Origin of the sequence: Pseudomonas fluorescens, from assembly GCF_902497745.1 — a bacterium.
In the GTDB taxonomy this organism is placed as follows: Bacteria; Pseudomonadota; Gammaproteobacteria; order Pseudomonadales; family Pseudomonadaceae; genus Aquipseudomonas; species Aquipseudomonas fluorescens_BM.
The window spans coordinates 179,522-201,037 of the sequence record NZ_CABVHJ010000009.1; the positions used below are offsets into that span (position 1 = coordinate 179,522).

15 protein-coding genes are annotated in these 21,516 nt (G+C 60.2%); 12 read left to right on the forward strand and 3 right to left on the reverse strand.

Annotated features, from left to right (window positions below; genetic code table 11):
- Window positions 1–120 precede the first annotated feature (120 nt).
- From F8N44_RS16170 to F8N44_RS16180, 3 genes are all read left to right on the forward strand, one after another.
- Window positions 121–567: an Hsp20 family protein gene (locus F8N44_RS16170; RefSeq protein WP_122609043.1), complete on the forward strand. Its 447-nt coding sequence runs from the start codon at window positions 121–123 to the stop codon at window positions 565–567.
- 189 nt (window positions 568–756) lie between these two features.
- Complete coding sequence (locus F8N44_RS16175; protein WP_150651003.1) at window positions 757–1,452, forward strand: DUF1266 domain-containing protein; 696 nt, start codon at window positions 757–759, stop codon at window positions 1,450–1,452.
- Window positions 1,449–4,151, forward strand: a complete 2,703-nt coding sequence (locus tag F8N44_RS16180) for a DUF805 domain-containing protein (protein WP_150651004.1) — start codon at window positions 1,449–1,451, stop codon at window positions 4,149–4,151. The genes F8N44_RS16175 and F8N44_RS16180 overlap by 4 nt, the downstream gene beginning before the upstream one ends.
- On the opposite strand, the gene F8N44_RS16185 is transcribed toward F8N44_RS16180, so the two are convergent.
- The 3 genes from F8N44_RS16185 to F8N44_RS16195 all read right to left on the reverse strand — a co-directional run bounded on the left by F8N44_RS16185 (window position 4,148) and on the right by F8N44_RS16195 (window position 10,162).
- On the reverse strand, window positions 4,148–5,839 hold the full coding sequence (locus F8N44_RS16185; RefSeq protein WP_150651005.1) for a molecular chaperone HscC: 1,692 nt from the start codon (window positions 5,837–5,839) through the stop codon (window positions 4,148–4,150). The two genes, F8N44_RS16180 and F8N44_RS16185, sit on opposite strands and share 4 nt — an antisense overlap.
- Before the next feature lie 86 nt (window positions 5,840–5,925).
- Window positions 5,926–9,204 (reverse strand): PAS domain S-box protein, encoded by a 3,279-nt coding sequence (locus tag F8N44_RS16190; protein WP_150651006.1) that lies wholly within the window; start codon window positions 9,202–9,204, stop codon window positions 5,926–5,928.
- Between the two features lie 73 nt (window positions 9,205–9,277).
- A complete protein-coding gene (locus F8N44_RS16195; RefSeq protein WP_150651007.1) occupies window positions 9,278–10,162 on the reverse strand; it encodes a LysR family transcriptional regulator in 885 nt (294 codons plus the stop codon).
- Between the two features lie 140 nt (window positions 10,163–10,302).
- Between F8N44_RS16195 and leuC the strand changes: the two genes are divergently transcribed.
- From leuC to F8N44_RS16240, 9 genes are all read left to right on the forward strand, one after another.
- Window positions 10,303–11,721 carry a 3-isopropylmalate dehydratase large subunit gene (leuC, locus tag F8N44_RS16200; protein ID WP_016984527.1) on the forward strand — a complete coding sequence of 473 codons (1,419 nt, stop codon included), beginning with the start codon at window positions 10,303–10,305 and terminating at the stop codon, window positions 11,719–11,721.
- An 11-nt stretch (window positions 11,722–11,732) separates the two neighbouring features.
- Window positions 11,733–12,377: a 3-isopropylmalate dehydratase small subunit gene (leuD, locus tag F8N44_RS16205; protein ID WP_007913445.1), complete on the forward strand. Its 645-nt coding sequence runs from the start codon at window positions 11,733–11,735 to the stop codon at window positions 12,375–12,377.
- A 147-nt stretch (window positions 12,378–12,524) separates the two neighbouring features.
- Window positions 12,525–13,292: a class I SAM-dependent methyltransferase gene (locus tag F8N44_RS16210; protein WP_150651008.1), complete on the forward strand. Its 768-nt coding sequence runs from the start codon at window positions 12,525–12,527 to the stop codon at window positions 13,290–13,292.
- Between the two features lie 54 nt (window positions 13,293–13,346).
- The gene (leuB, locus tag F8N44_RS16215) at window positions 13,347–14,429 is read left to right on the forward strand and encodes a 3-isopropylmalate dehydrogenase (protein ID WP_038363640.1); all 1,083 of its coding nucleotides are present in this window, start codon (window positions 13,347–13,349) and stop codon (window positions 14,427–14,429) included.
- Between the two features lie 66 nt (window positions 14,430–14,495).
- The gene (gene asd, locus F8N44_RS16220) at window positions 14,496–15,608 is read left to right on the forward strand and encodes an aspartate-semialdehyde dehydrogenase (RefSeq protein ID WP_007913448.1); all 1,113 of its coding nucleotides are present in this window, start codon (window positions 14,496–14,498) and stop codon (window positions 15,606–15,608) included.
- A gap of 249 nt (window positions 15,609–15,857) precedes the next feature.
- The gene (locus F8N44_RS16225) at window positions 15,858–16,868 is read left to right on the forward strand and encodes an aspartate-semialdehyde dehydrogenase (protein ID WP_150651009.1); all 1,011 of its coding nucleotides are present in this window, start codon (window positions 15,858–15,860) and stop codon (window positions 16,866–16,868) included.
- Window positions 16,869–17,076: 208 nt separating this feature from the next.
- A complete protein-coding gene (locus F8N44_RS16230) occupies window positions 17,077–19,725 on the forward strand; it encodes a FimV/HubP family polar landmark protein (protein ID WP_150651010.1) in 2,649 nt (882 codons plus the stop codon).
- Between the two features lie 246 nt (window positions 19,726–19,971).
- Window positions 19,972–20,796 carry a tRNA pseudouridine(38-40) synthase TruA gene (gene truA / locus F8N44_RS16235; RefSeq protein WP_034152768.1) on the forward strand — a complete coding sequence of 275 codons (825 nt, stop codon included), beginning with the start codon at window positions 19,972–19,974 and terminating at the stop codon, window positions 20,794–20,796.
- A gap of 65 nt (window positions 20,797–20,861) precedes the next feature.
- Complete coding sequence (locus F8N44_RS16240) at window positions 20,862–21,488, forward strand: phosphoribosylanthranilate isomerase (protein ID WP_150651011.1); 627 nt, start codon at window positions 20,862–20,864, stop codon at window positions 21,486–21,488.
- Window positions 21,489–21,516: the final 28 nt, after the last annotated feature.

A 21,516-nucleotide genomic window follows, 5' to 3' on the forward strand; every position in this document is an offset into this window, starting at 1 on the left:
AAAATCTGCAAATAGTCTCTTGAAATCATTTCAGCGGTCCCTATCTAAGGGTTACGCGATGCCGAATTCGGGTCGCGGAGACAAAAAAACTTGCTGATTTGTTTTCAGGAGATTTGAACCATGAGTACTGCATTTTCCCTCGCGCCACTGTTCCGTTCCTCGGTAGGTTTCGATCGTTTCAACGACCTGTTCGAAACCGCCCTGCGCAACGAGCCAGGTAGCACCTATCCACCTTACAACGTGGAAAAACACGGTGACGACCAATACCGCATCGTCGTCGCGGCAGCCGGTTTCCAGGAAGAAGACCTGGAGCTGCAAGTCGAGAAAGGCGTGCTGACCATCAGTGGCGGCAAGCGTGATGCCAACGAAGGCGTGACCTTCCTGCATCAGGGCATCGCCCAACGTGCTTTCAAGTTGTCCTTCCGTCTGGCCGATCACATCGAAATCAAGGCTGCGGATCTGAAAAACGGTCTGCTGAGCATCGACCTGTTGCGCGTGATCCCGGAAGAAGCGAAAGCCAAACGCATCCCGATCAACGGGACGCAGAAGCCGGCGTTGCAGCACTGAGTCATGTGCCGCAACACAATCGCCTGAACCGGCGATGAGCCGCTGAATGAAGGCCCCGATACGTCGGGGCCTTTTTTGTGCGCGCAAGAAAAGCGCTGTGCGACTTTGCCGCTGGCGGTGGTTTCTCTACAATCCGCCGCAGTTTTGCCGACCCCCCATTCCTCACCGGTCGGCCTGGAGCCCTTTTTCATGGACGAGATTCAACAGCGCTGGCTGTGCGCCCTGTCTGCGCCTATGGCGGCGATCAATACCGGCGCCAGCTACGATGACCCCGCGTTCTGCGACGATCGCTACATCGACCTGAAAGACAGTTGGGGTATCGACGACCGTGGGCAACTGTTCGACATGCTCGAACGGATGACCGACGACGGCCATGCCAAGCACCTCAGCGCGGCCTACTTGGCGTGGCAGCGCTGTCTGCCAAGTGAATGGCAGGCTCTGCTCGACGACCTGAGTCCCCGCGAACGCATCCTGCATGAGTTTGCCAGTCGCACGTTCGGCAGTTGCGGGCCGGGCGGGATTTTGTCCTGGGACTATGGCCGCATGGGTTTTCTCTTGCGCTGTGCGGTGCGCAATCAGTGGGTCGCCCTGGACGAAAGCAACTGGCTGCACAGTCGTTTAGCCCTCAGAGCGCAATTTCACTACGGTAGCTGGATGGCTTACTTCGACGGTTTTGTCGTGGGCCGGACCTTTTGGTCGTGCCTGAGCGCCAGCGACGATGAGCTGGCGCGCGAACTCGATCGACAAGGCGCCAGCGCCCTTAACGTGCGGATTGCCCGTGGCCTTGCGGCGAACATCCCTCAGTTTCTGGCTGATTTGCCGTGGCACATGGAAATTGACCTGCCGCCACGTCCGGCATCGCTCAAGGAGTTCGACTGGTCATGAGTTGCTGGATTCACTTGGGCATCGAGCCTACCACCGACGAAAACCTGATTCGCAACGCCTACCGCGCACGTCTGCCAGCGCACCACCCGGAGACCGACCCGCAAGGCTTCCAGGCGCTGCGCATGGCCTACGAAAACGCCCTGCGTCTGGCGCGTGAGGAAGAGGAAGAAGGGCCTGATGACGAGTACCAGTCCCAAGCCTCTGAGCAGCCTGTGGTTGAGGTCCCTCCGGTATTCGGGGAGTTCTGCGAGCTGCTGGATGATCCCGCGCGTCGGTTCAATTTTGCCGCGTGGCAGGTCTTTGTCCGAGGGCTGGATGAGCTGTCGCTGGACGTGCTCGATGAAGTCAGCTGGGGCCTGTACCACCGGATGGCCGACGCCGGTCCGTTGTCGTACCGTTGCGCGAATCTGTTGGCCAAACGTATGGCCTGGGATCAACAGTTGCTGGATCTGGGTTTCGACGAAGCACATCGGGTGGAATCCTTTCTCCAGCGAATCGAAACGCCGGACCCGTTCGATACGGATCTGATGAGCACATGGTCAGAGGCTGCGCAGACCGAATCACTGTGGTACGCCCGCAGCCTCGACTTCATCTTCAACCAGCGTCCACTGCCTGAGTTCGCCGACTTCGCCAGTCAGCACACCTGCCTGCCGTTGCCGGATGATGCCGCGTTTCTCAAGCGTCTGTTGGTGCAGTTCACTCAGGCAGGTATTGGCGGGCCGACGTTTTTGCAGTGCTGTATCGAACAGCAGCTTGCCGCACCGGATGATGTCGACTGGCTTTACCTGTTGGCGTGCCAGAACAGTCTGCTGGGGCGGGACGATCAGGCATTGCCGTGCTGGATCCGGCTGTGGAACGAGCATCGCCATCCGATGGCGGAAAGTCGTCTGCTGGAGCTGTGTGCCAAGCGCCAGCCGACTTTCCTGCCCCTGCTGATTCAGGCATTCGATCGCTTGCAGGGCATCTCTGACTGGTCAGAGGATCTTGCCGATGACTGCCAGGTGTTTGGCAGCCCGTCACAACACCCCGAGACGCTGAACCGTTGGCTGGGTGTCGGCAGGCTGAAGCTTGAGGGTCTTGCGCAAAGCTTTGTCGATTGGCGCATGAGCGGTGATGAGTTGCCATTGCTCGCGCAATTGCTGGGCGAAAATGCCGACAGCCGATTGCTGCACCTGTACCGGCATGCCTGGGCGCTGCATCGGGGTGATTCGGCTTTGCTGCAGCAGATTGTGGATGCACCGCTGCCGATCGATGCCCTCGAAAGCCTGGTGATGAGCGGATTCAAATATCAGGCTGAGCAACACCTGCGCTGGTTGCGCAGGGCACCGATTGCACTGGCCATGGGCGCTTTCAGTGACGCGGATTCAAGTGCGCGGCCCTTGCCGCAGGTACTGACGCAAGGCGAGCCGCACAAGGTCTGTCGTCTGTGGTTGCGTCGCTTGCGGCCTTACAGCGACGCTGCGCTGGAAAGACTGGCAGACGCGTTCAAGCTGGCCGCGGTCAAAGATGATTGCGACTTGTCCGAACTCGATTTGATTCTGCAGCTGAGCCGTCGCGGGATTCAGTTGCCACCGGTCGGGCTGGGTGAGGCCACTTGGGAATGGCACGCTCAGACCCTGTTTTTGTTGGCATTGCTGGACCAGCCCGAACGCTGGCTGCAAATGATTGATGTGCAGTGTGTGGAGCGCCTGTCTTTCAATCCGGCCCATCCCTTGAGTCGCCTGCAACCCTTGTTGCGGCGCTTGCAGCGTGAGCAAGGCCATTGCGCCGGTTTGCTCGGATGGCTGCAGGGCAGTGATCCGGTACACGGCTTGTTGGTGCAGCAATTGTTCAGCGTACAGCAGGCACTCGACAGCACGCGGTTACCGGCCAATACCCTGCTTTACACCTGCCTTGAAAGCGATCGTGCTGCCTGTGGCGACGATTTGCTGGGTTTGATGATGTTCTGGGGCGTGCTCTATCACGACCCGAGCCTGAGTGCCGAGCAGCATCGCGCATTGTTGCAATCGATCGCTGCGATCAGTTGTGAAGATGATTGGTTCGAAGGCTTCCGCGACGGTTTGATCAAAGGCGAACCGGTGTGGCCGCCGCGCAAAGTGCTGACCGATTTTGGTGTCGACAAACTGCTGGCGTATGAAGCGCTGGATGCGCTCAAGGGCTTGATTCGCTATGGCGCTGCCGGGGTGCCGAAAACGCGCGTCCTGCGCCAACTGCAACAGGGCAAGGACGATGTGCAGAACAGTGTCGGGTTGCGCCTGGCCCTTTGCGCGATATTGTCCTGGTCGGAACGATTACTGCTGGCGAAAAGCGATGTGCAGCCGGTACCGGCGAGAGCGATCTGGCGTTTGGGATCGCGGTTGGGGCGCAAGGCTTTTATCGCTCAGGTCTTGGGGTGTGTGGTGATTGCACCGGTTGCAGGGCTGATCAGTGGCACTACGGGTGCAGGCATTCTTATCCTGCTATTGGCCGTGCTGCTGGTGTTCGGCGCTATTCTGCGCCGTTTGCATGACATAGGCCGAGGCATTCCGACGTTGCTGATCTTCATGGCGCTGACGCCGTTTTTGCCATTCCTGCCGTTGGTGTTATTCGGGCTTGCCGGTGACAAGTTGCCCAACCGCTATGGTGTGCCGTCGGACAGCGACGATTCCGAAATGCTGTCCGGCGGCTTGCAGGCTGCCTTGCGGCGGCTCAACGGTTAGAGGCGCAGTTGATCCAGCGCCTTGTTCAGCTCTGAGCGATGGCTGGCAATTTCCGAGGGTTGCTGGCCGCTGAGCACGGTGGTGAAGTTGTGCAGCCATTCGGCAATGTGCTCGCGTTGCGTGCCGAGGCTTTGCATCCATGCTCGCTCCAGACGGGCGAGCAACGTGCGGTTGGGCAGCGCATCGCGTGGATGGACTTTCAGGGTCGACAGCCGGTTGTGGCTGTCTCGGCGTGCTTGCTCGTCCAGACCCGTGGGGCTGCGGTCGATGCTGTGACTGTGACGCTCGCCGGTTTCGAGCAGGGTGACATCAACTTCGAGCAGACCGTTGATGTCATAACTGAAGCGCACGTCCAGTTCCTGGATGTGTTGAGTAGGCGTCAACGTGACATCGAAAGCATCAATCAGAATGTTGTCGCAAACCCACGGCCGCTCACCCTGATAGACGGCGATGCGCAGCAGCGATTGCTTAGGCTGGGTGGTGTAATAGCGCTCCACCCTTGACGTCGGAATGATGGTGTTACGTTCGATGATGGGCGAGAAGGCACCTTTGATGTCTTCGCCACGCATGGTCGCAATCCCCAGCGTATACGGGCAGACATCCGTCAGAATCAACTCTTCAACCGCCCCGTCACGCGCCTTGCACGCCGCTTGCGTCGCCGCCCCCAGCGCAACAATCGTGTCCGGATCAAGGTGCCGGTAAGGCAGGCGCCCGAACAGCGTGGCGACCATTTGCTGCACCGCCGGCATGCGCGTGGCGCCGCCGACCAGCACCAGGCTGTCGAGGTCGCGAGGTTTGAGGCGAGCATCGCGCAAGGCCTGTTCGATCGGCGCGCGCAAACGCGCCAGCAGCGGCTCCCAGATTTTTACCGCAGCCGCTTCGTCCAGTGACCATTCGAAGGTTTTGTCGGCGTGGCGCCAGCTCAGGTGTTGAGTGCCTTCACCGAGTTTGCATTTGAGCTGCTCAAGCGCATCACCGAGGCTGGCCATGCTTTGCGCGTCGACCATGGCCGGGGTCAGTTGCCAGTGTTTCAGGCAGGCCTGCAACAGGGCGGCAGTGAAGTCTTCGCCGCCGAGAAAGTTGTCGCCGGTGGAGGCGTGCACTTCGATCAGCGGCAAAGCGTATTCCAGCACCGTGACGTCGAACGTACCGCCGCCAAGATCGAAGATCAGCGTGCGTTCGAACTTCTGCTCATGCAGCCCGTAAGCCATGGCGGCGGCGGTCGGTTCGTTGATCAGACGCGTCACCGAGAGCCCGGCCAGTTCAGCGGCAAACAGCGTGCGTTTGCGTTGTTCGTCGCTGAAATACGCCGGAACGGAAATCACCGCTTCCGACACCGGGTGGCCGAGAAAGGCTTCGGCGTCCTGCTTGAGTGAGCCGAGCACCAGCGCCGACAATTCTTCCGAGCTGAACTGACGTGTGCCGAGCTGGATTTGTTTATCGCTGCCCATGAAACGCTTGAATGCTGCCGCGGTTCGTTCCGGGTGCGTGGTCAGGCGGGCGCGGGCGGCTTTGCCGACCAGAATCGTGTCGTCTTCATCGAGGCTGACCACCGAGGGCGTCAGCACATCGCCCAGAGCGTTGGGAATCAGGCGGGCCTGACCGTCCTGCCAGACGGCGATCAGACTGTTGGTGGTGCCAAGGTCGATGCCCAGCAAAGCCGGGCGGGAGAGGGATGCATCCTGCATGACAGATCTCGAAACGGCGCAAAAAACGCGACCCTACAGGTTGCCGCAAATCGTGGCAATTGCGCGTCTGTTGCAACGTGCACCGGTTATGGCAGGAGCTTTTTCAGATCCTCCAGCGCAACCGGTCGACTGTGCAGATAACCCTGATACAAATGGCAGCCCAAACCCTGCAGGAACGCCAGTTGTTCAGGGGTCTCCACACCTTCGGCAATCACCTCCAGCTCCAGACTGCGCGCCATGGCGACAATCGCGCGAATGATCTCGGCATCGTTCGGATCGGTCGTCGCATCGCGGATAAACGATTGATCGATTTTTAGCGTGTCCACTGGCAGACGCTTGAGGTAAGTCAGCGACGAATAACCGGTGCCGAAGTCATCCATGGCGAAGCTCACGCCAAGCTTTTTCAGGCGACGCATTTTGCTGATGGTGTCTTCCAAATTCTGGATAACGATGCCTTCGGTGATTTCCAGTTTCAGCAGCGAGCAGGGCAGACCGTGGCTGGTCATGCTGTGTTCGATGCGCTCGACGAAGTCGTTCTGGCGGAACTGCCGTGGACTGATGTTCACGCACAGGCTGAAATTCAGCGGGTCGACCCGTTTCAGCGCAATCAGTTGTTTGAACGCATTGCAGGCTTCGTCGAGGATCCAGGTGCCGACTTCGAGAATCAGGCCGCTGTCTTCCAGCACCTTGATGAACTCGGTGGGTGATTGCGCACCCAGCTCCGGGTGATTCCAGCGCACCAGCGCTTCGGCGCCGATGATGCGGTTGTCGCGGGCATCGACCTGCGGCTGAAAGTGCACATTGAATTCCCCGCGCGACAGCGCCAGACGCAGGTCGGTCTCCATGCGCAGCCGTTCGCTGGCGGCTTTCTGCATGGTGTTGTGATACATCTGCGTGGTGTTGCGCCCGGAGTCCTTGGCCCGGTACAGAGCAATGTCGGCGCGTTTGAGCAGGTCGGTCGGCGTCGAGCCGTGATCGGGGATCAGCGCCACGCCGATGCTTGGGGTCACTTGCAGACGCTGGCCGTCGAGGAACATCGGCTCCGAGAGCAATTCGCGCAGGGTGTCGGCCAGATTGCGCACTTGTGTGCTGACTTCATTGCGCGAGCCTTCGAGACCGCTGAGCAGCACGACAAATTCGTCGCCGCCGAGGCGTGCGACCGTGTCTTCCATGCGCACACTGGCTTCGAGCCGCGCAGTGATGATCTTCAGCACCGTGTCGCCGACCGGGTGGCCGAGCGAATCGTTGATGTGCTTGAAGTGATCGAGGTCGAGAAACAGCAAGGCACCGCGCAGGTTGTGGCGCTTGAGCAGGGCGATCTGCTGGCTCAGACGATCCATCAGCAAGGCGCGGTTGGGCAGGTTGGTCAGCGGGTCGTGATAAGCCAGATGACGGATTTGCGCTTCAGCGTTTTTCAGCAGGCTGACGTCCCGCGCGGTCAGCAGCAGGCACGCGGTTTCATTTAGCGTGATCGGCTCGACCGAAACCTCCACCGTCAGCATCTCCCCGCGTTTGTTACGCCCGAGCATTTCCTGATGGTGCACGCGGCCCTTGATCTGCAACTCGGCGAGTAACGCCGAGCGCTGCTTTTCTTCGGCCCAGATACCCACCTGATACACCGTTTTGCCCACCACTTCTTCGGCGCGATAGCCGGTGAGCCGGCAGAAACCGTCGTTGACCTCCAGATAACGCCCGGTGTCGCGTTCGGTGATGGTGATTGCGTCCGGGCTGGAGTGGAACGCCTTGGCGAATTTCTCTTCACTGGCTTTCAGCGCTGCTTCCGAGCGCTGCTGCTGGGTAATGTCGCGCAGGGTGGTGACGATGCAGGGCTGATCGCCGACGCTGATCTGCCGGCTGGAAATCACACAGGTCAGCGACTGGCCGTCCTTGTGTTGCACGATGATCGCGACGTTGCTCAAACCCTGTTCGCGGATCACCCGCTCGATGCGTTGCAGGCTTTTCGCCGAGGCGTCCCACAGGCCGATTTCTTCGGCGGTGTGGCCAATCACGTCGGTGGCGCTCCAGCCGAAGGTCTGGGTAAAGCTGTTATTGATTTCGATGAACTCGCCACTGTCCTGGCGGGTGACGCAGATCGGGTCCGGGCTGACCTGGAACAGCGTGGCGAATTTCTCTTCCGAGGCCACCAGCCGCTGTTCGCGCTCGACCTGATCGGTGATGTCGAGCAACGTGCCGGCCATGCGCAGTGGCGCGCCGTTGTCGTCGCGGTAGAGGCGGGCGCGGCTTTCCAGATAACGCGAGCTGCCGTCCGGCAGTTGCACGCGATAGGTCAGCTGATAGTTGCCCGCCGGGCCTTCGCGCAGGCTGCGGTAGGCGTCGCGCATGCTGTCGCGCTCTTCGCCGGGCACGCCTTCGAAAAACTCTTCAAACGACTCATGGAACGGTTTCGGCTCCAGGCCGTGCAATTGCGCGGCGCGGGCCGAGCCGTAGAGCATGCCGCTGGGAATGTGCCAGTCCCAGGTGCCGAGTTGCGCGGAGTCCAGCGCCAGGTCGAGGCGTTCCTGGCTGTCCTTCAAGGCGTGTTCGGCGGCCTTGCGTTCGGTGGTGTCGAGAAACGTGCTGAGTAGGTATGGCTGGCCTTCGAGTTCGACCTTCTGCGCACTGAGAATGCCGTCGTGAATCTGCCCGTTGCTGGCACGAAACTGCACTTCCATGCTGATCAGCTCGCCTTTGGCTTTGGTCTTCTTGACCAGTTCGGCGCGTTGCTCGGGATGTACCCACAAACCCAGTTCCAGCGTGGTGCGGCCGATGGCGCTCTGCACCGGCCAGCCGAACAGGCTTTCGAAATACTGGTTGGCTTCGCTGATCAGGCCGTCTTCCTGGCGGGTCAGCAGGACCATATTCGGGCACAGGTGAAAAAGTGTCGCGAAACGTTTCTCCGAGCTGCTCAGCGCCTGTTCACGTTGACGCTGGTGGGTGATTTCACGAATCACCCCGATCATTCGGGGGCGGCCGTTTTTATCCGGCAGCAGGCTGCCGCTGATTTCCAGCCAGTGCAGGCTGCCGTCAGGCCAGCGGATGCGGTGGTGCATCGCTTGTTCCAGCGGTGCGCCGGCAATTACCGCGTGGAAGGCGCGAACGGTTTTCGCCCGGTCTTCCGGCGGCAATAGGTCGAGGTATTCCAAGTCTGCCGGCAGCGGCTGGCGTGGATCGAAACCGAACAAGGCCTGGGTACCACGCGACCAACTGATCTGCCCGCGCTCGATGTCCCAATACCAGGCGCCGAGCCGCGCGCCGTTGAGCGCCGCCAGCAATTGCGGCGCGCTTTCCCAGCTCTGCTCGGAATGACGCGGGTCAATCGCCTGAATACGCGGCATCGGCGGAATTCGGTCAACAGATTTCGGCATTGTGGACAGGCCTTGAGCTGATGGTGGCGTTGGCACAGGGGCGGCGGCTCTATAGGAGTAGCACAAGTTGGCCTCAAGTCCCTGGCAGATCGATTTGTGCGTCCAGCAGTGCCATAAAGGCTTTTGCCGCATTCGATAGCGTCCGTTCGGTGTGCAGGATATAGCCTAGCTGGCGAGTGAGCTGTATGCCCGGCAAAGCGATGCTCGCCACCTGCTCATCAAGCATGGTGCGCGGCAAAACGCTCCAGGCCAGACCAATCGAGACCATCATCTTGATGGTTTCCAGGTAGTTGGTGCTCATGGCGATGTTCGGCGTCAGGCCCTGAGCCTCGAATAACCGTTGGACAATATGGTGGGTAAAGGTGTTGCCTCCGGGGAAAACCGCCGGATGACCGGCGATGTCCGCCAGATTGACCGGGCCATTGCTGATCAGCGAATGCTCCGGGGCGACCACGAAATCCAGCGGGTCGTCCCACACCGGCTTGGCTTTGACCAGTGCGTGGGGCTCCGGCGCGAGGGTGATGACCGCCAGTTCGGCGCGGCCATGGAGAATTTCTTCGTAGGCCACTTCCGAATCGAGGAACTGAATATCCAGCGCCACCTGTGGGTAACGGCGGGTGAATTCCCTTAATAGCGGCGGCAAACGGTGCAGGCCAATGTGGTGACTGGTGGCGAGGGTCAGACGACCGCTGACTTCGCCGGTCAGGTTGGTCAGCGCGCGGCGGGTGTCATCCAGCACGTTGAGAATCTGATAAGCCCGCGGCAGCAGGGCGCGGCCGGCCTCGGTCAGGCCGACTTCACGGCCCAGTCGATCAAACAGACGCACCTTCAATTGCTGTTCTAGACCGGCGATGCGTTTGCTGATTGCCGGTTGTGTCAGGTGCAAGCGTTCACCGGCGCCGGAGAAGCTGCCGGTCTCGGCTATCGCGATAAACGCGTTAAGGTTGGCCAGATCCATGTTCGTATTCCATTTGGTTATCCAAAGCATAAAAAATATGAATTTGAGTTATTTAATCTAACCCCATAGGATCGGCCTCACAAGCCAAAGGGTTATTGATAAGCCCAGGGCATAGAAACAAGCTGATGAGGAACCGTCTGATGGCCGGCAAAACGCTCTACGACAAGCTCTGGGATTCGCATTTGGTCAAGCAGCGCGACGATGGCTCGGCGCTGATCTATATCGATCGTCACATCATTCACGAAGTGACCTCGCCGCAAGCCTTCGAAGGCCTGCGTCTGGCCGGGCGCAAGCCTTGGCGCATCGATGCCAATATCGCAACCCCGGACCACAACGTACCGACGACTCCAGAGCGCAAGGGCGGCATCGAAGCCATTGCCGATCAGGTCTCGCGTTTGCAGGTTCAGACCCTCGATGACAACTGTGATGAATACGGCATCGTCGAGTTCAAGATGAACGACGTCCGCCAGGGCATCGTCCACGTGATCAGCCCGGAGCAGGGCGCGACCTTGCCAGGCATGACCGTGGTCTGCGGCGACTCGCACACCTCGACCCACGGCGCGTTCGGCGCGTTGGCTCACGGTATCGGCACTTCCGAGGTCGAGCACGTGCTCGCCACCCAGTGCCTGGTCGCCAAGAAAATGAAGAACATGCTGGTGCGCGTTGAAGGGCAATTGCCGTTCGGCGTGACCGCCAAGGACATCGTCCTCGCGGTGATCGGCAAGATCGGCACCGCCGGCGGTAACGGCCACGCCATCGAATTCGCTGGCAGCGCGATCCGCGATTTGTCCGTTGAAGGCCGCATGACCATCTGCAACATGTCCATCGAAGCTGGCGCTCGCGTTGGCTTGGTGGCGGCGGATCAGAAGACTGTCGATTACGTGAAGGGTCGTCCATTCGCACCGAAAGGCGCGGAATGGGACATGGCTGTGGAAGCCTGGAAAGACCTGGTTTCCGACGCCGACGCCAAGTTCGACACTGTGGTTGAACTCGACGCTGCGCAGATCAAGCCGCAAGTGAGCTGGGGCACTTCCCCGGAAATGGTCTTGGCCGTTGATCAGAACGTGCCGGATCCAGCCAAAGAGATGGATCTGGTCAAGCGCGACTCGATCGTCCGCGCCTTGAAATACATGGGTTTGACCGCCAATCAGGCGATCACCGACATTCAGCTGGATCGCGTGTTTATCGGTTCCTGCACCAACTCGCGCATCGAAGACTTGCGTGCTGCGGCGGTGATCGCCAAGGGCCGTAAAGTCGCTTCGACCATCAAGCAAGCGATCGTGGTGCCGGGCTCGGGTCTGGTGAAGGCTCAGGCTGAGGCCGAAGGTCTCGACAAGATTTTCCTCGAAGCCGGTTTCGAATGGCGTGAGCCGGGTTGCTCGATGTGCCTGGCGATGAACCCGGACCGTTTGGAGTCCGGCGAGCATTGCGCCTCGACCTCCAACCGTAACTTCGAAGGCCGTCAGGGCGCCGGTGGCCGTACCCACCTCGTCAGCCCGGCCATGGCGGCGGCGGCAGCGGTGAACGGTCGGTTCATCGACGTTCGTGAATTGATTTAAAGGAGCGCAGCATGAAAGCTTTTACCCAGCACACTGGTCTTGTCGCGCCTCTGGATCGTGCCAACGTCGACACTGACCAAATCATTCCGAAACAGTTTTTGAAGTCGATCAAGCGCACCGGTTTCGGCCCGAACCTGTTCGACGAGTGGCGCTACCTCGATGTCGGCCAGCCGTATCAGGACAACTCCAAACGTCCGCTGAACAAGGACTTCGTCCTCAACGCCGAGCGTTATCAAGGCGCCAGCGTGTTGCTGGCCCGTGAGAACTTCGGTTGCGGTTCCAGCCGTGAACACGCGCCGTGGGCCCTGGAAGAATACGGTTTCCGCAGCATCATCGCGCCGAGCTACGCCGACATCTTCTTCAACAACAGCTTCAAGAACGGCTTGTTGCCGATCATCTTGAGCGACGCTGAGGTTGATGAGTTGTTCAAGCAAGTTGAGGCCGAGCCGGGCTATCAATTGCAGGTCGATCTGCAGGCGCAGACCGTGACTCGCCCGGATGGCAAGGTGTACAGCTTTGAGATTGATGCGTTTCGCAAGCATTGCCTGTTGAACGGTCTGGACGATATTGGTTTGACCTTGCAGGACGGTGATGCGATTGCGACGTTCGAGGCCAAGCATCGGGTTAGCCAGCCGTGGTTGTTTCGCGACGCATAAGCAAGTTTTAAATTGATGCAGTTCAGGCTGGCCTCTTCGCGAGCAAGCTCGCTCCCACAGGGGAATGCATTTCAAGTGTGGGAGCGAGCTTGCTCGCGAAGGCGGTAGTCCAGGCAATACAAGGCTAAAACCCAGAAGGATGTGACCATGACCAGCACCGCCCAGCACACCCAGGTCGTACAAAAGCAATTCGGTGAACAGGCCGCCGCCTACCTGAGCAGCGCCGTTCACGCGCAGGGTACCGAATTCGCACTGCTACAGGCTGAGCTGAAAGGGCAGGGCAACGCTCGGGTACTGGATCTGGGTTGCGGCGCCGGTCACGTCAGTTTCCACGTGGCACCGCTGGTCAGGGAAGTGGTCGCCTACGACCTGTCACAGCAAATGCTCGACGTGGTCGCCGCCGCGGCCGTTGATCGCGGTTTCACCAACATTGCCACGGTCAACGGCGCCGCCGAGCGTCTGCCGTTTGCCGATGGCGAGTTCGACTTCGTGTTCAGCCGTTATTCGGCGCATCACTGGAGCGATATCGGCGTGGCCCTGCGCGAAGTGCGTCGGGTGCTGAAGCCTGGCGGTGTGGCGGCGTTCGTGGATGTGTTGTCACCGGGCAGTCCGTTGTTCGACACTTACCTGCAAAGCGTCGAAGTGCTGCGCGACACCAGCCACGTGCGCGATTATTCAGGCGCTGAGTGGCTGCGGCAGGTCAGCGAGGCCGGTTTGCATGTGCGCAGTACCACGCGTCAGCGTCTGCGTCTGGAGTACACAAGCTGGGTTGAACGTATGCGCACGCCTGACGTGATGCGCGCGGCGATCCGCCAGTTGCAGCAGTCGATGGGTAATGAAGTGCGCGAATATTTTGAGATTGATGCCGATGGCTCGTTCAGTACCGATGTAATTGTATTGATGGCCGAGCGATAAGAATTTTTCCGGGCGTGCCGGTAAAGGCGCACCGACTGAAGACACGAGGAAAGCATGAGCAAGCAGATTCTGATTCTCCCAGGTGATGGCATTGGTCCGGAAATCATGGCCGAAGCGGTCAAGGTGCTGGAACTGGCCAACGACAAGTACAGCCTGGGCTTCGAGCTGAGCCATGACGTGATCGGTGGCGCCGCCATCGACAAGCACGGCGTGCCGCTGGCCGACGAAACCCTCGACCGCGCTCGTGCTGCCGACGCTGTGCTTCTGGGCGCCGTTGGCGGCCCGAAATGGGACACCATCGAGCGTGACATCCGCCCTGAGCGCGGCTTGCTGAAAATTCGTGCGCAACTGGGCCTGTTCGGCAACCTGCGCCCGGCGATCCTTTATCCGCAACTGGCTGACGCTTCGAGTCTGAAGCCGGAAATCGTCGCTGGCCTGGACATCCTCATCGTTCGTGAGCTGACCGGTGGTATCTACTTCGGCGCGCCACGTGGCACCCGCACTTTGGAAAACGGCGAGCGTCAGTCCTACGACACGCTGCCGTACAGTGAGAGCGAAATCCGTCGCATCGCCCGTGTCGGTTTCGACATGGCCATGGTTCGCGGCAAGAAACTCTGCTCGGTGGATAAGGCCAACGTGCTGGCCTCCAGCCAACTGTGGCGTGAAGTGGTCGAGCAAGTGGCCAAGGATTACCCGGAAGTCGAACTGAGCCACATGTACGTCGACAACGCCGCCATGCAACTGGTGCGCGCACCGAAGCAGTTCGACGTGATCGTCACCGACAATATGTTCGGCGACATCCTGTCCGACGAAGCGTCGATGCTCACCGGTTCCATCGGCATGCTGCCTTCGGCCTCGCTGGATTCCAACAACAAGGGCATGTACGAGCCTTGCCACGGTTCCGCTCCGGACATCGCCGGAAAAGGCATTGCCAACCCGTTGGCGACCATTCTGTCGGTGTCGATGATGCTGCGTTACAGCTTCAATCTGCATGACGCGGCCGATGCCATCGAGAAAGCCGTCAGCGTGGTGCTCGATCAAGGCCTGCGCACCGGTGACATCTATTCGGCCGGTTGCAGCAAAGTCGGTACGCAGGAAATGGGCGACGCAGTAGTCGCCGCGCTGCGGAATCTGTAATCTCTCGGGCCCGCTGCGAAATTCAATACAAAGCAGCGGCCCACTTTTCAAGAAGGTGTAGTTGCGATGAAACGTGTAGGTCTGATCGGTTGGCGCGGGATGGTCGGTTCCGTGCTCATGCAGCGGATGCTGGAAGAGCAGGATTTCGATCTAATCGAGCCGGTGTTTTTCACCACTTCCAACGTCGGTGGCCAAGGCCCGTCCGTGGGCAAGGACATTGCTCCGCTCAAGGATGCTTACAGCATTGACGAGCTGAAGACCCTCGACGTGATTCTGACCTGCCAGGGTGGCGACTACACCAGCGAAGTGTTCCCCAAGCTGCGCGAAGCCGGCTGGCAGGGCTACTGGATCGACGCGGCCTCGAGCCTGCGCATGAACGATGACGCGGTGATCATTCTTGATCCGGTCAACCGCAAGGTCATCGACCAGCAACTCGACGCGGGCACCAAGAACTACATCGGCGGCAACTGCACCGTCAGCCTGATGCTGATGGGCCTGGGCGGTCTGTTCGAAGCCGGTCTGGTTGAGTGGATGAGCGCCATGACCTATCAGGCGGCCTCCGGTGCCGGCGCGCAGAACATGCGTGAACTGATCAAGCAAATGGGCGCAACCCACGCCGCTGTCGCCGATCAACTGGCCGACCCGGCAAGCGCGATCCTCGACATCGACCGTCGCGTGGCCGACGCCATGCGCAGCGAAGCCTACCCGACGGAAAACTTCGGCGTACCTTTGGCCGGCAGCCTGATCCCGTGGATCGACAAGGAACTGCCGAACGGCCAGAGCCGCGAAGAGTGGAAAGCTCAGGCCGAGACCAACAAGATCCTCGGTCGCTTCAAGAGCCCGATCCCGGTCGACGGCATTTGCGTGCGCATCGGCGCCATGCGTTGCCACAGCCAGGCGCTGACCATCAAGCTGAACAAAGACGTGCCGATCGCCGACATCGAAGGGCTGATCAGCCAGCACAATCCTTGGGTCAAACTGGTGCCGAACCAGCGCGAAATCAGCATGCAGGAGCTGAGCCCGACCAAGGTCACCGGCACTTTGAATGTTCCAGTGGGTCGTCTGCGCAAGCTGAACATGGGTTCGCAATTCGTCGGTGCCTTCACCGTCGGCGACCAACTGCTGTGGGGCGCGGCCGAACCGCTGCGTCGCATGCTGCGGATTTTGCTTGAGCGTTGATTGCTTGAAGTAATGAAAGAACCCGTGCCTTGTGAGAGGTGCGGGTTTTTTTATGCTTTGGATTTCTCGGTTGCCTGGTCTGGCCCCTTCGCGAGCAGGCTCGCTCCCACAGGGGGAATGCTTTTCAAATGTGGGAGCGAGCTTGCTCGCGAAGGGGCCGGGGCAGTCGCCGCAAATCCGGCAGAAATTGCCTGTGCGCCAGTCACCCGGTAAAGTGCCGCTCCCCCCGTTTCGCCAGAGGCTCGCACCATGACCCAGACCCTAGATATTGCCGTGATCGGCGCCACCGGTACTGTCGGCGAAACCCTCGTACAGATTCTCGAAGAACGCGACTTCCCGGTCGGCAACCTGCACCTGCTGGCGAGCAGTGAATCCGCCGGCAGCTCGGTGCTGTTCCGCAACAAGAACGTGCGCGTTCGCGAAGTCGACGAGTTCGATTTCAGCAAGGTCAAACTGGTGTTCTTCGCCGCCGGCCCGGCGATTACCCTGAGTTACGCCGCCCGTGTCCACGCTGCCGGTTGCTCGCTGATCGACCTGTCCGGCGCCTTGCCGGCCGATCAGGCTCCGCAAATCGTTCCGGAGGCCAACGCTGCCAAGCTCGGCGGTTTGAAGGCCCCGTTCCAGGTCAGCAGTCCAAGCCCGTCGGCCACTTCGCTGGCCGTGGTGCTGGCGCCGCTGCTCGATCTGATCGACCTGCAATCGGTGCATGTCACCGCCAATCTGGCCGTTTCCGCCCAAGGCCGGGAAGCAGTGACCGAGCTGGCGCGGCAAACCGCCGAATTGCTGAACATGCGCCCATTGGAGCCGACTTTCTTCGATCGGCAGATGGCCTTCAATCTGCTGGCCCAGGTCGGCACGCCTGACGCGCAGGGCCACACGCTGCTGGAAAAACGTCTGGTGCGCGAGTTGCGTCAGGTGCTGGCCAAGCCTTTATTAAAGATTTCCGCAACTTGCGTTCAAGCCCCGGTGTTTTTTGGCGATAGCTTTAGCGTGACCTTGCAGTCAACGTCGGCTGTCGACCTGGCAAAAGTCAACGCTGCACTCGAAGATGCGCCGGGTATCGAGCTGGTCGAGGCCGGCGATTATCCGACAGCGGTGGGTGACGCGGTGGGGCAGGACGTTGTCTATGTCGGTCGCGTGCGCAGCGGTGTCGATGACCCGGCGGAACTAAATCTGTGGCTGACGTCAGATAACGTACGCAAAGGCGCGGCCCTTAACGCTGTGCAGGTGGCTGAATTGTTGATAAAAGACCTGCTGTAAAAGATACTTGGCAACAATTTGTCGACTGATTCTAGGTGAGCGCTATGCTTGCCCAGATCGCTTGATAACGTGTCACCCTCCGGGACATTCCGGGGCATCAAAGAAATGATCGCGCGCGACATCTGTCGTCGTCGCGCGCAATGCCTTACGGCAGCGGTATTCAACATCTTCTCGCTGGCCGAGGAACGTTCAAACAAAGGATGAGGCTATGGTTCAAGTTCGCAAACTGGTGTTAGCAATAGCGGCCGCCTCGGCGCTGTCCTCCGGTATGGCGCATGCCCTCGGGCTCGGGGAGCTGACCCTGAAGTCGACCCTGAACCAGCCGCTGGTGGCTGAAATCGAGCTGCTCGACGTCAAGGATCTCACCGCTGCCGAAGTGGTGCCGAGCCTGGCTTCACCTGAAGACTTTGCCAAGGCCGGCGTCGATCGCCAGGCTTTCCTCAATGATCTGACCTTCACCCCGGTGCTCAACGCCAGTGGCAAAAGCGTGCTGCGCGTAACGTCGAGCAAGCCGCTGTCGGAGCCGATGGTGAAATTCCTCGTGCAGGTGATGTGGCCAAACGGCCGTCTGCTGCGCGATTACAGCGTGCTGCTCGATCCGTCGAAGTTCTCGCCAGAGACCGCTGACGCCGCCGCACAACCGGCGCCGTCGCAGACCATCACCGCGCCGACCACTGGCGCCACGCACCCGACGCAATACACCACCACGCCGCGCGATACCCTCTGGGAAATCGCCGCGAAGGCGCGCAACGGTGGTTCGGTGCAGCAGACCATGCTGGCGATTCAAGCGCTGAACCCGGATGCGTTCATCGGCGGCAACATCAACCGTCTGAAAACTGGCCAGGTACTGCGCCTGCCGGATGCGGTGCAGAGCACGGCGTTGCCACAGTCCAAGGCCATTGCCGAAGTCGCGGCGCAGAACGAGGCCTGGCGCTCGGGCCGTCGTTATGTGGCCAAGCCAGGCACCGGTCAGCAGCAACTCGATGCGACCAACCGTGGTCGCGGCAATGCTGGCGCGGCACAGGATGCTCAAGACAATCTGAGTCTGGTCTCCGCCGAAAGCGCCAAGGCGCGCGGCAAAGGCCCGGCGGGTGACGCCAAGGCGCTGAGCAACAAGCTTGCGGTCACCCAGGAAAGCCTCGACACGACCCGTCGTGACAATGAGGAGCTGAAAAGCCGCATGTCCGATCTGCAAAGCCAGATGGACAAGCTGCAAAAACTGATCGAGCTGAAGAACAATCAGCTGGCGAAACTGCAGGCCGAAGGGGCGGGCGCTGCACCAGCCGCCAACGCTGCCGCACCGGCGGTGCCTGCAATCACGGCTGAACTGGCCGCCACGCCGCCAGCCACTCCAGCAGAAGCGGCGCCGACGCCAGAGTCGGCGATTGCGCCACCGGCTGAAACACCGGTTGAACCCGTTGTAGCGCCGAAGCCACCTGTCGATGAAGAGAAAACCTTCAATGAACTGCTGACCAATCCGGTTCTGCTGGGTCTGATCGGTGGCGGTGCAGTTGTCCTGCTGCTCCTGCTGTTGCTGCTGGCACGTCGCCGCAAAGCTCAGCAGGAAGCCGAGAAACACCTGCGCATGGCGCGTGCCCTGTCGGAAGAGCAAACATTCTCCGCCGAGCAGGATCTGCCGGAAAGCAGCTTCGAAGGTCTCGAAACCCCGGCGGCGAGCGTCAAGCTCAACACTCCGGCGGCTGCACCTGCTCCGGCACCCGTAGTGGCCCCGGTCGTCGCCCCGATCGTAATGGCTGAGCCGATTGCCGCGCCGCTGGTGGCGCCGGCCGCCGAGCGCTCTGATGATGTGCTCGACAAGGCACAATCGCACATCAACGCCGGTCGCCTGAATCAGGCTGCCGCGTTGCTGGAAGAGGGCGTCAGCCTGGAGCCGCAGCGCAGTGATCTGCGTCTGAAGCTGATGGAAGTCTACGGTCAGCAGGGTGATCGCGATGCGTTCGTCGGTCAGGAGCGTCAACTGGTGGCCAATGGCGACAACTTCGCCAAGGTCGAAGAGCTGAAAAGCCGCTTCCCGGCCATGGCCGTGGTCGCGGCTTCGGGTCTGGCCGCTGCTGCGGTGGCTGCCGAGCTGGACGCGCAATACGTCAAGGATCTGCTGCTGGATGAGCCTGAAGCACCTGCGCCGTCGCCAGTGGAAGACGACCTCGACAGCGCGTTTGATCTGAGTCTGGACGATCTCGATAACATCACCCCGGTAGAGCCTGCGCCCGTGGTTGAGCCAGAAGCGCCGGTCGAGCTCGACGAATTCCCGTCCGACGATGACCTGAGCTTCGAGTCGGTGCTGCAGCAGCAGACCGATATCAAAGAAAACCTGGATGATCTGTCGGACTTCGACCTTGATCTGGATCTCGGTGCCGAGCCGGCGGCTCCGGCAGTTGATCTGGCTGACGATGACTTCCTGCTGGACCTGGACGAAGGCGTGAAGGATCTGCCGCCAGTCGAGGCGCCGGTGGTGGCTGACGTGCCGCAGGATGATCTGGAACTGCCGGCCGATTTCGATCTGTCGCTGGCCGACGAAATGGACAGCAACCCAGCGGCCGAACCTGATGCGTTCGCGGCCGAACTGGACGACGTCAACGCCGAGCTGGATCGCCTGTCGCAAAGCATTGCCGAGCCGACCTTCACCGAAGCCGATGCCATGAAGGGTGATGATCTTGGCGAAGACGATTTCGACTTCCTCGCCGGCACCGATGAAGCGGCGACCAAGCTTGATCTGGCTCAGGCCTACATCGACATGGGCGACAGCGACGGTGCACGCGACATCCTCAATGAAGTGTTGACTGAGGGTGACGAGAAGCAGCGTGGTGAGGCCAAGGACATGCTTTCGAGCTTGTAGTAAGTCCAGCGGTGAACGAAAGCGGCAGCCCATTGAGGCTGCCGTTTTTGTTTGTCTTTTTTGAATCAAAAGATCGCAGCCTTCGCCAGCTCCTACATGAGATGGCGTTCCCCTGTAGGAGCTGCCGAAGGCTGCGATCTTTTGATCTTGAAACTGGTATCCCCGGTCCACAGCCTTATAATGCCCGCCTTTGCACAAACAGCAGGCTGTCCCACCTTGGCAAACATAGATAACCCGGTCGCCGAAATGGCCCCCGACGGCTTTTACCGCGTCGCGCTGGGCGTTGAGTACAAAGGCTCGCGCTACAGCGGCTGGCAGCGTCAGTTGACGGGTGTGGCGACGGTTCAGGAAGAACTCGAAAAAGCCCTGTCGAAAGTCGCCAACTCACCGGTTTCACTGCAGTGCGCCGGGCGCACCGACGCGGGCGTGCATGCCTGCGGGCAGGTGGTGCATTTCGATACGACCGTCGATCGTTCGCTGAAAGCCTGGGTCATGGGCGCCAACATCAATCTGCCTCACGACATCAGCGTCAGTTGGGCGCGGGTGATGCCGGCGCATTTTCATGCGCGGTTCAAAGCCATCGCCCGGCGTTATCGCTACGTGATCTACAACGATCAGATCCGCCCGGCGCATCTCAACGAAGAAATCACCTGGAACCACCGCCCGCTGGACGTCGAGCGCATGGCCGAGGCTGCGCAGTACCTGATCGGCACTCACGATTTCAGTGCTTTTCGTGCCGGCCAATGCCAAGCCAAGTCGCCGATCAAGAAGATGCATCACCTGCGCGTGACCCGGCACGGCAAGATGATCGTGCTCGACATCCGCGCCAATGCGTTTTTGCATCACATGGTGCGCAATATCGCTGGCGTATTGATGACCATTGGTGCCGGCGAGCGACCGGTGGAGTGGATGAAGGAAGTCCTGGAGAGTCGTGAGCGTCGTTCTGGCGGCGTCACAGCGCATCCGTACGGCCTGTATCTGGTGCAGGTCGAGTACCACGATGAATTCCCGTTGCCCGAGCGTTTTATCGGGCCACATTTCCTTACGGGTTTCTCCGAACTTGACGGCTGACGCCCTCGAACGCTTTTGTTACCATCCGGGACTTTCCCGGATTTTGCCTCGGAGTTTTTCTCGAAATGTCAGCCGTTCGCAGCAAGATCTGCGGGATTACCCGCATAGAAGACGCGCTGGCCGCCGTTGAGGCCGGGGCGGATGCGATCGGGTTCGTGTTCTACGCCAAGAGTCCGCGTGCAGTATCCGTGCAGCAGGCGCGGGCGATCATCAAGGCGTTACCGCCGTTTGTGACCACCGTGGGTTTGTTCGTCAATGCCAGTCGTTGCGAGCTGGGGGAAATCCTCGATGCCGTGCCGCTGGATCTGTTGCAGTTCCATGGCGATGAAGTCGCTGAAGACTGCGAAGGCTGGCATCGTCCGTACATCAAGGCGTTGCGGGTCAAGGCCGGCGATGACATTGCGGCAGCGGTTGATGCCTACCCGAGCGCCAGCGGCGTGCTGCTCGACACTTATGTCGAAGGTGTGCCCGGCGGAACCGGTGAGGCGTTCGACTGGTCATTGATTCCGCAGGTTTTGAGCAAGCCGTTGATTCTCGCGGGTGGTTTGACGCCGGAGAATGTCGCGGATGCCGTGGCTCGGGTAAAACCCTATGCGGTAGACGTCAGTGGTGGAGTAGAGGCGAGCAAGGGCATCAAGGATCACGCAAAGGTTCGAGCGTTCATCGACGCTGTACGCAAAGCGCCATATTGATGTGACGGCTGGCAGTCTGCCGCCGTCC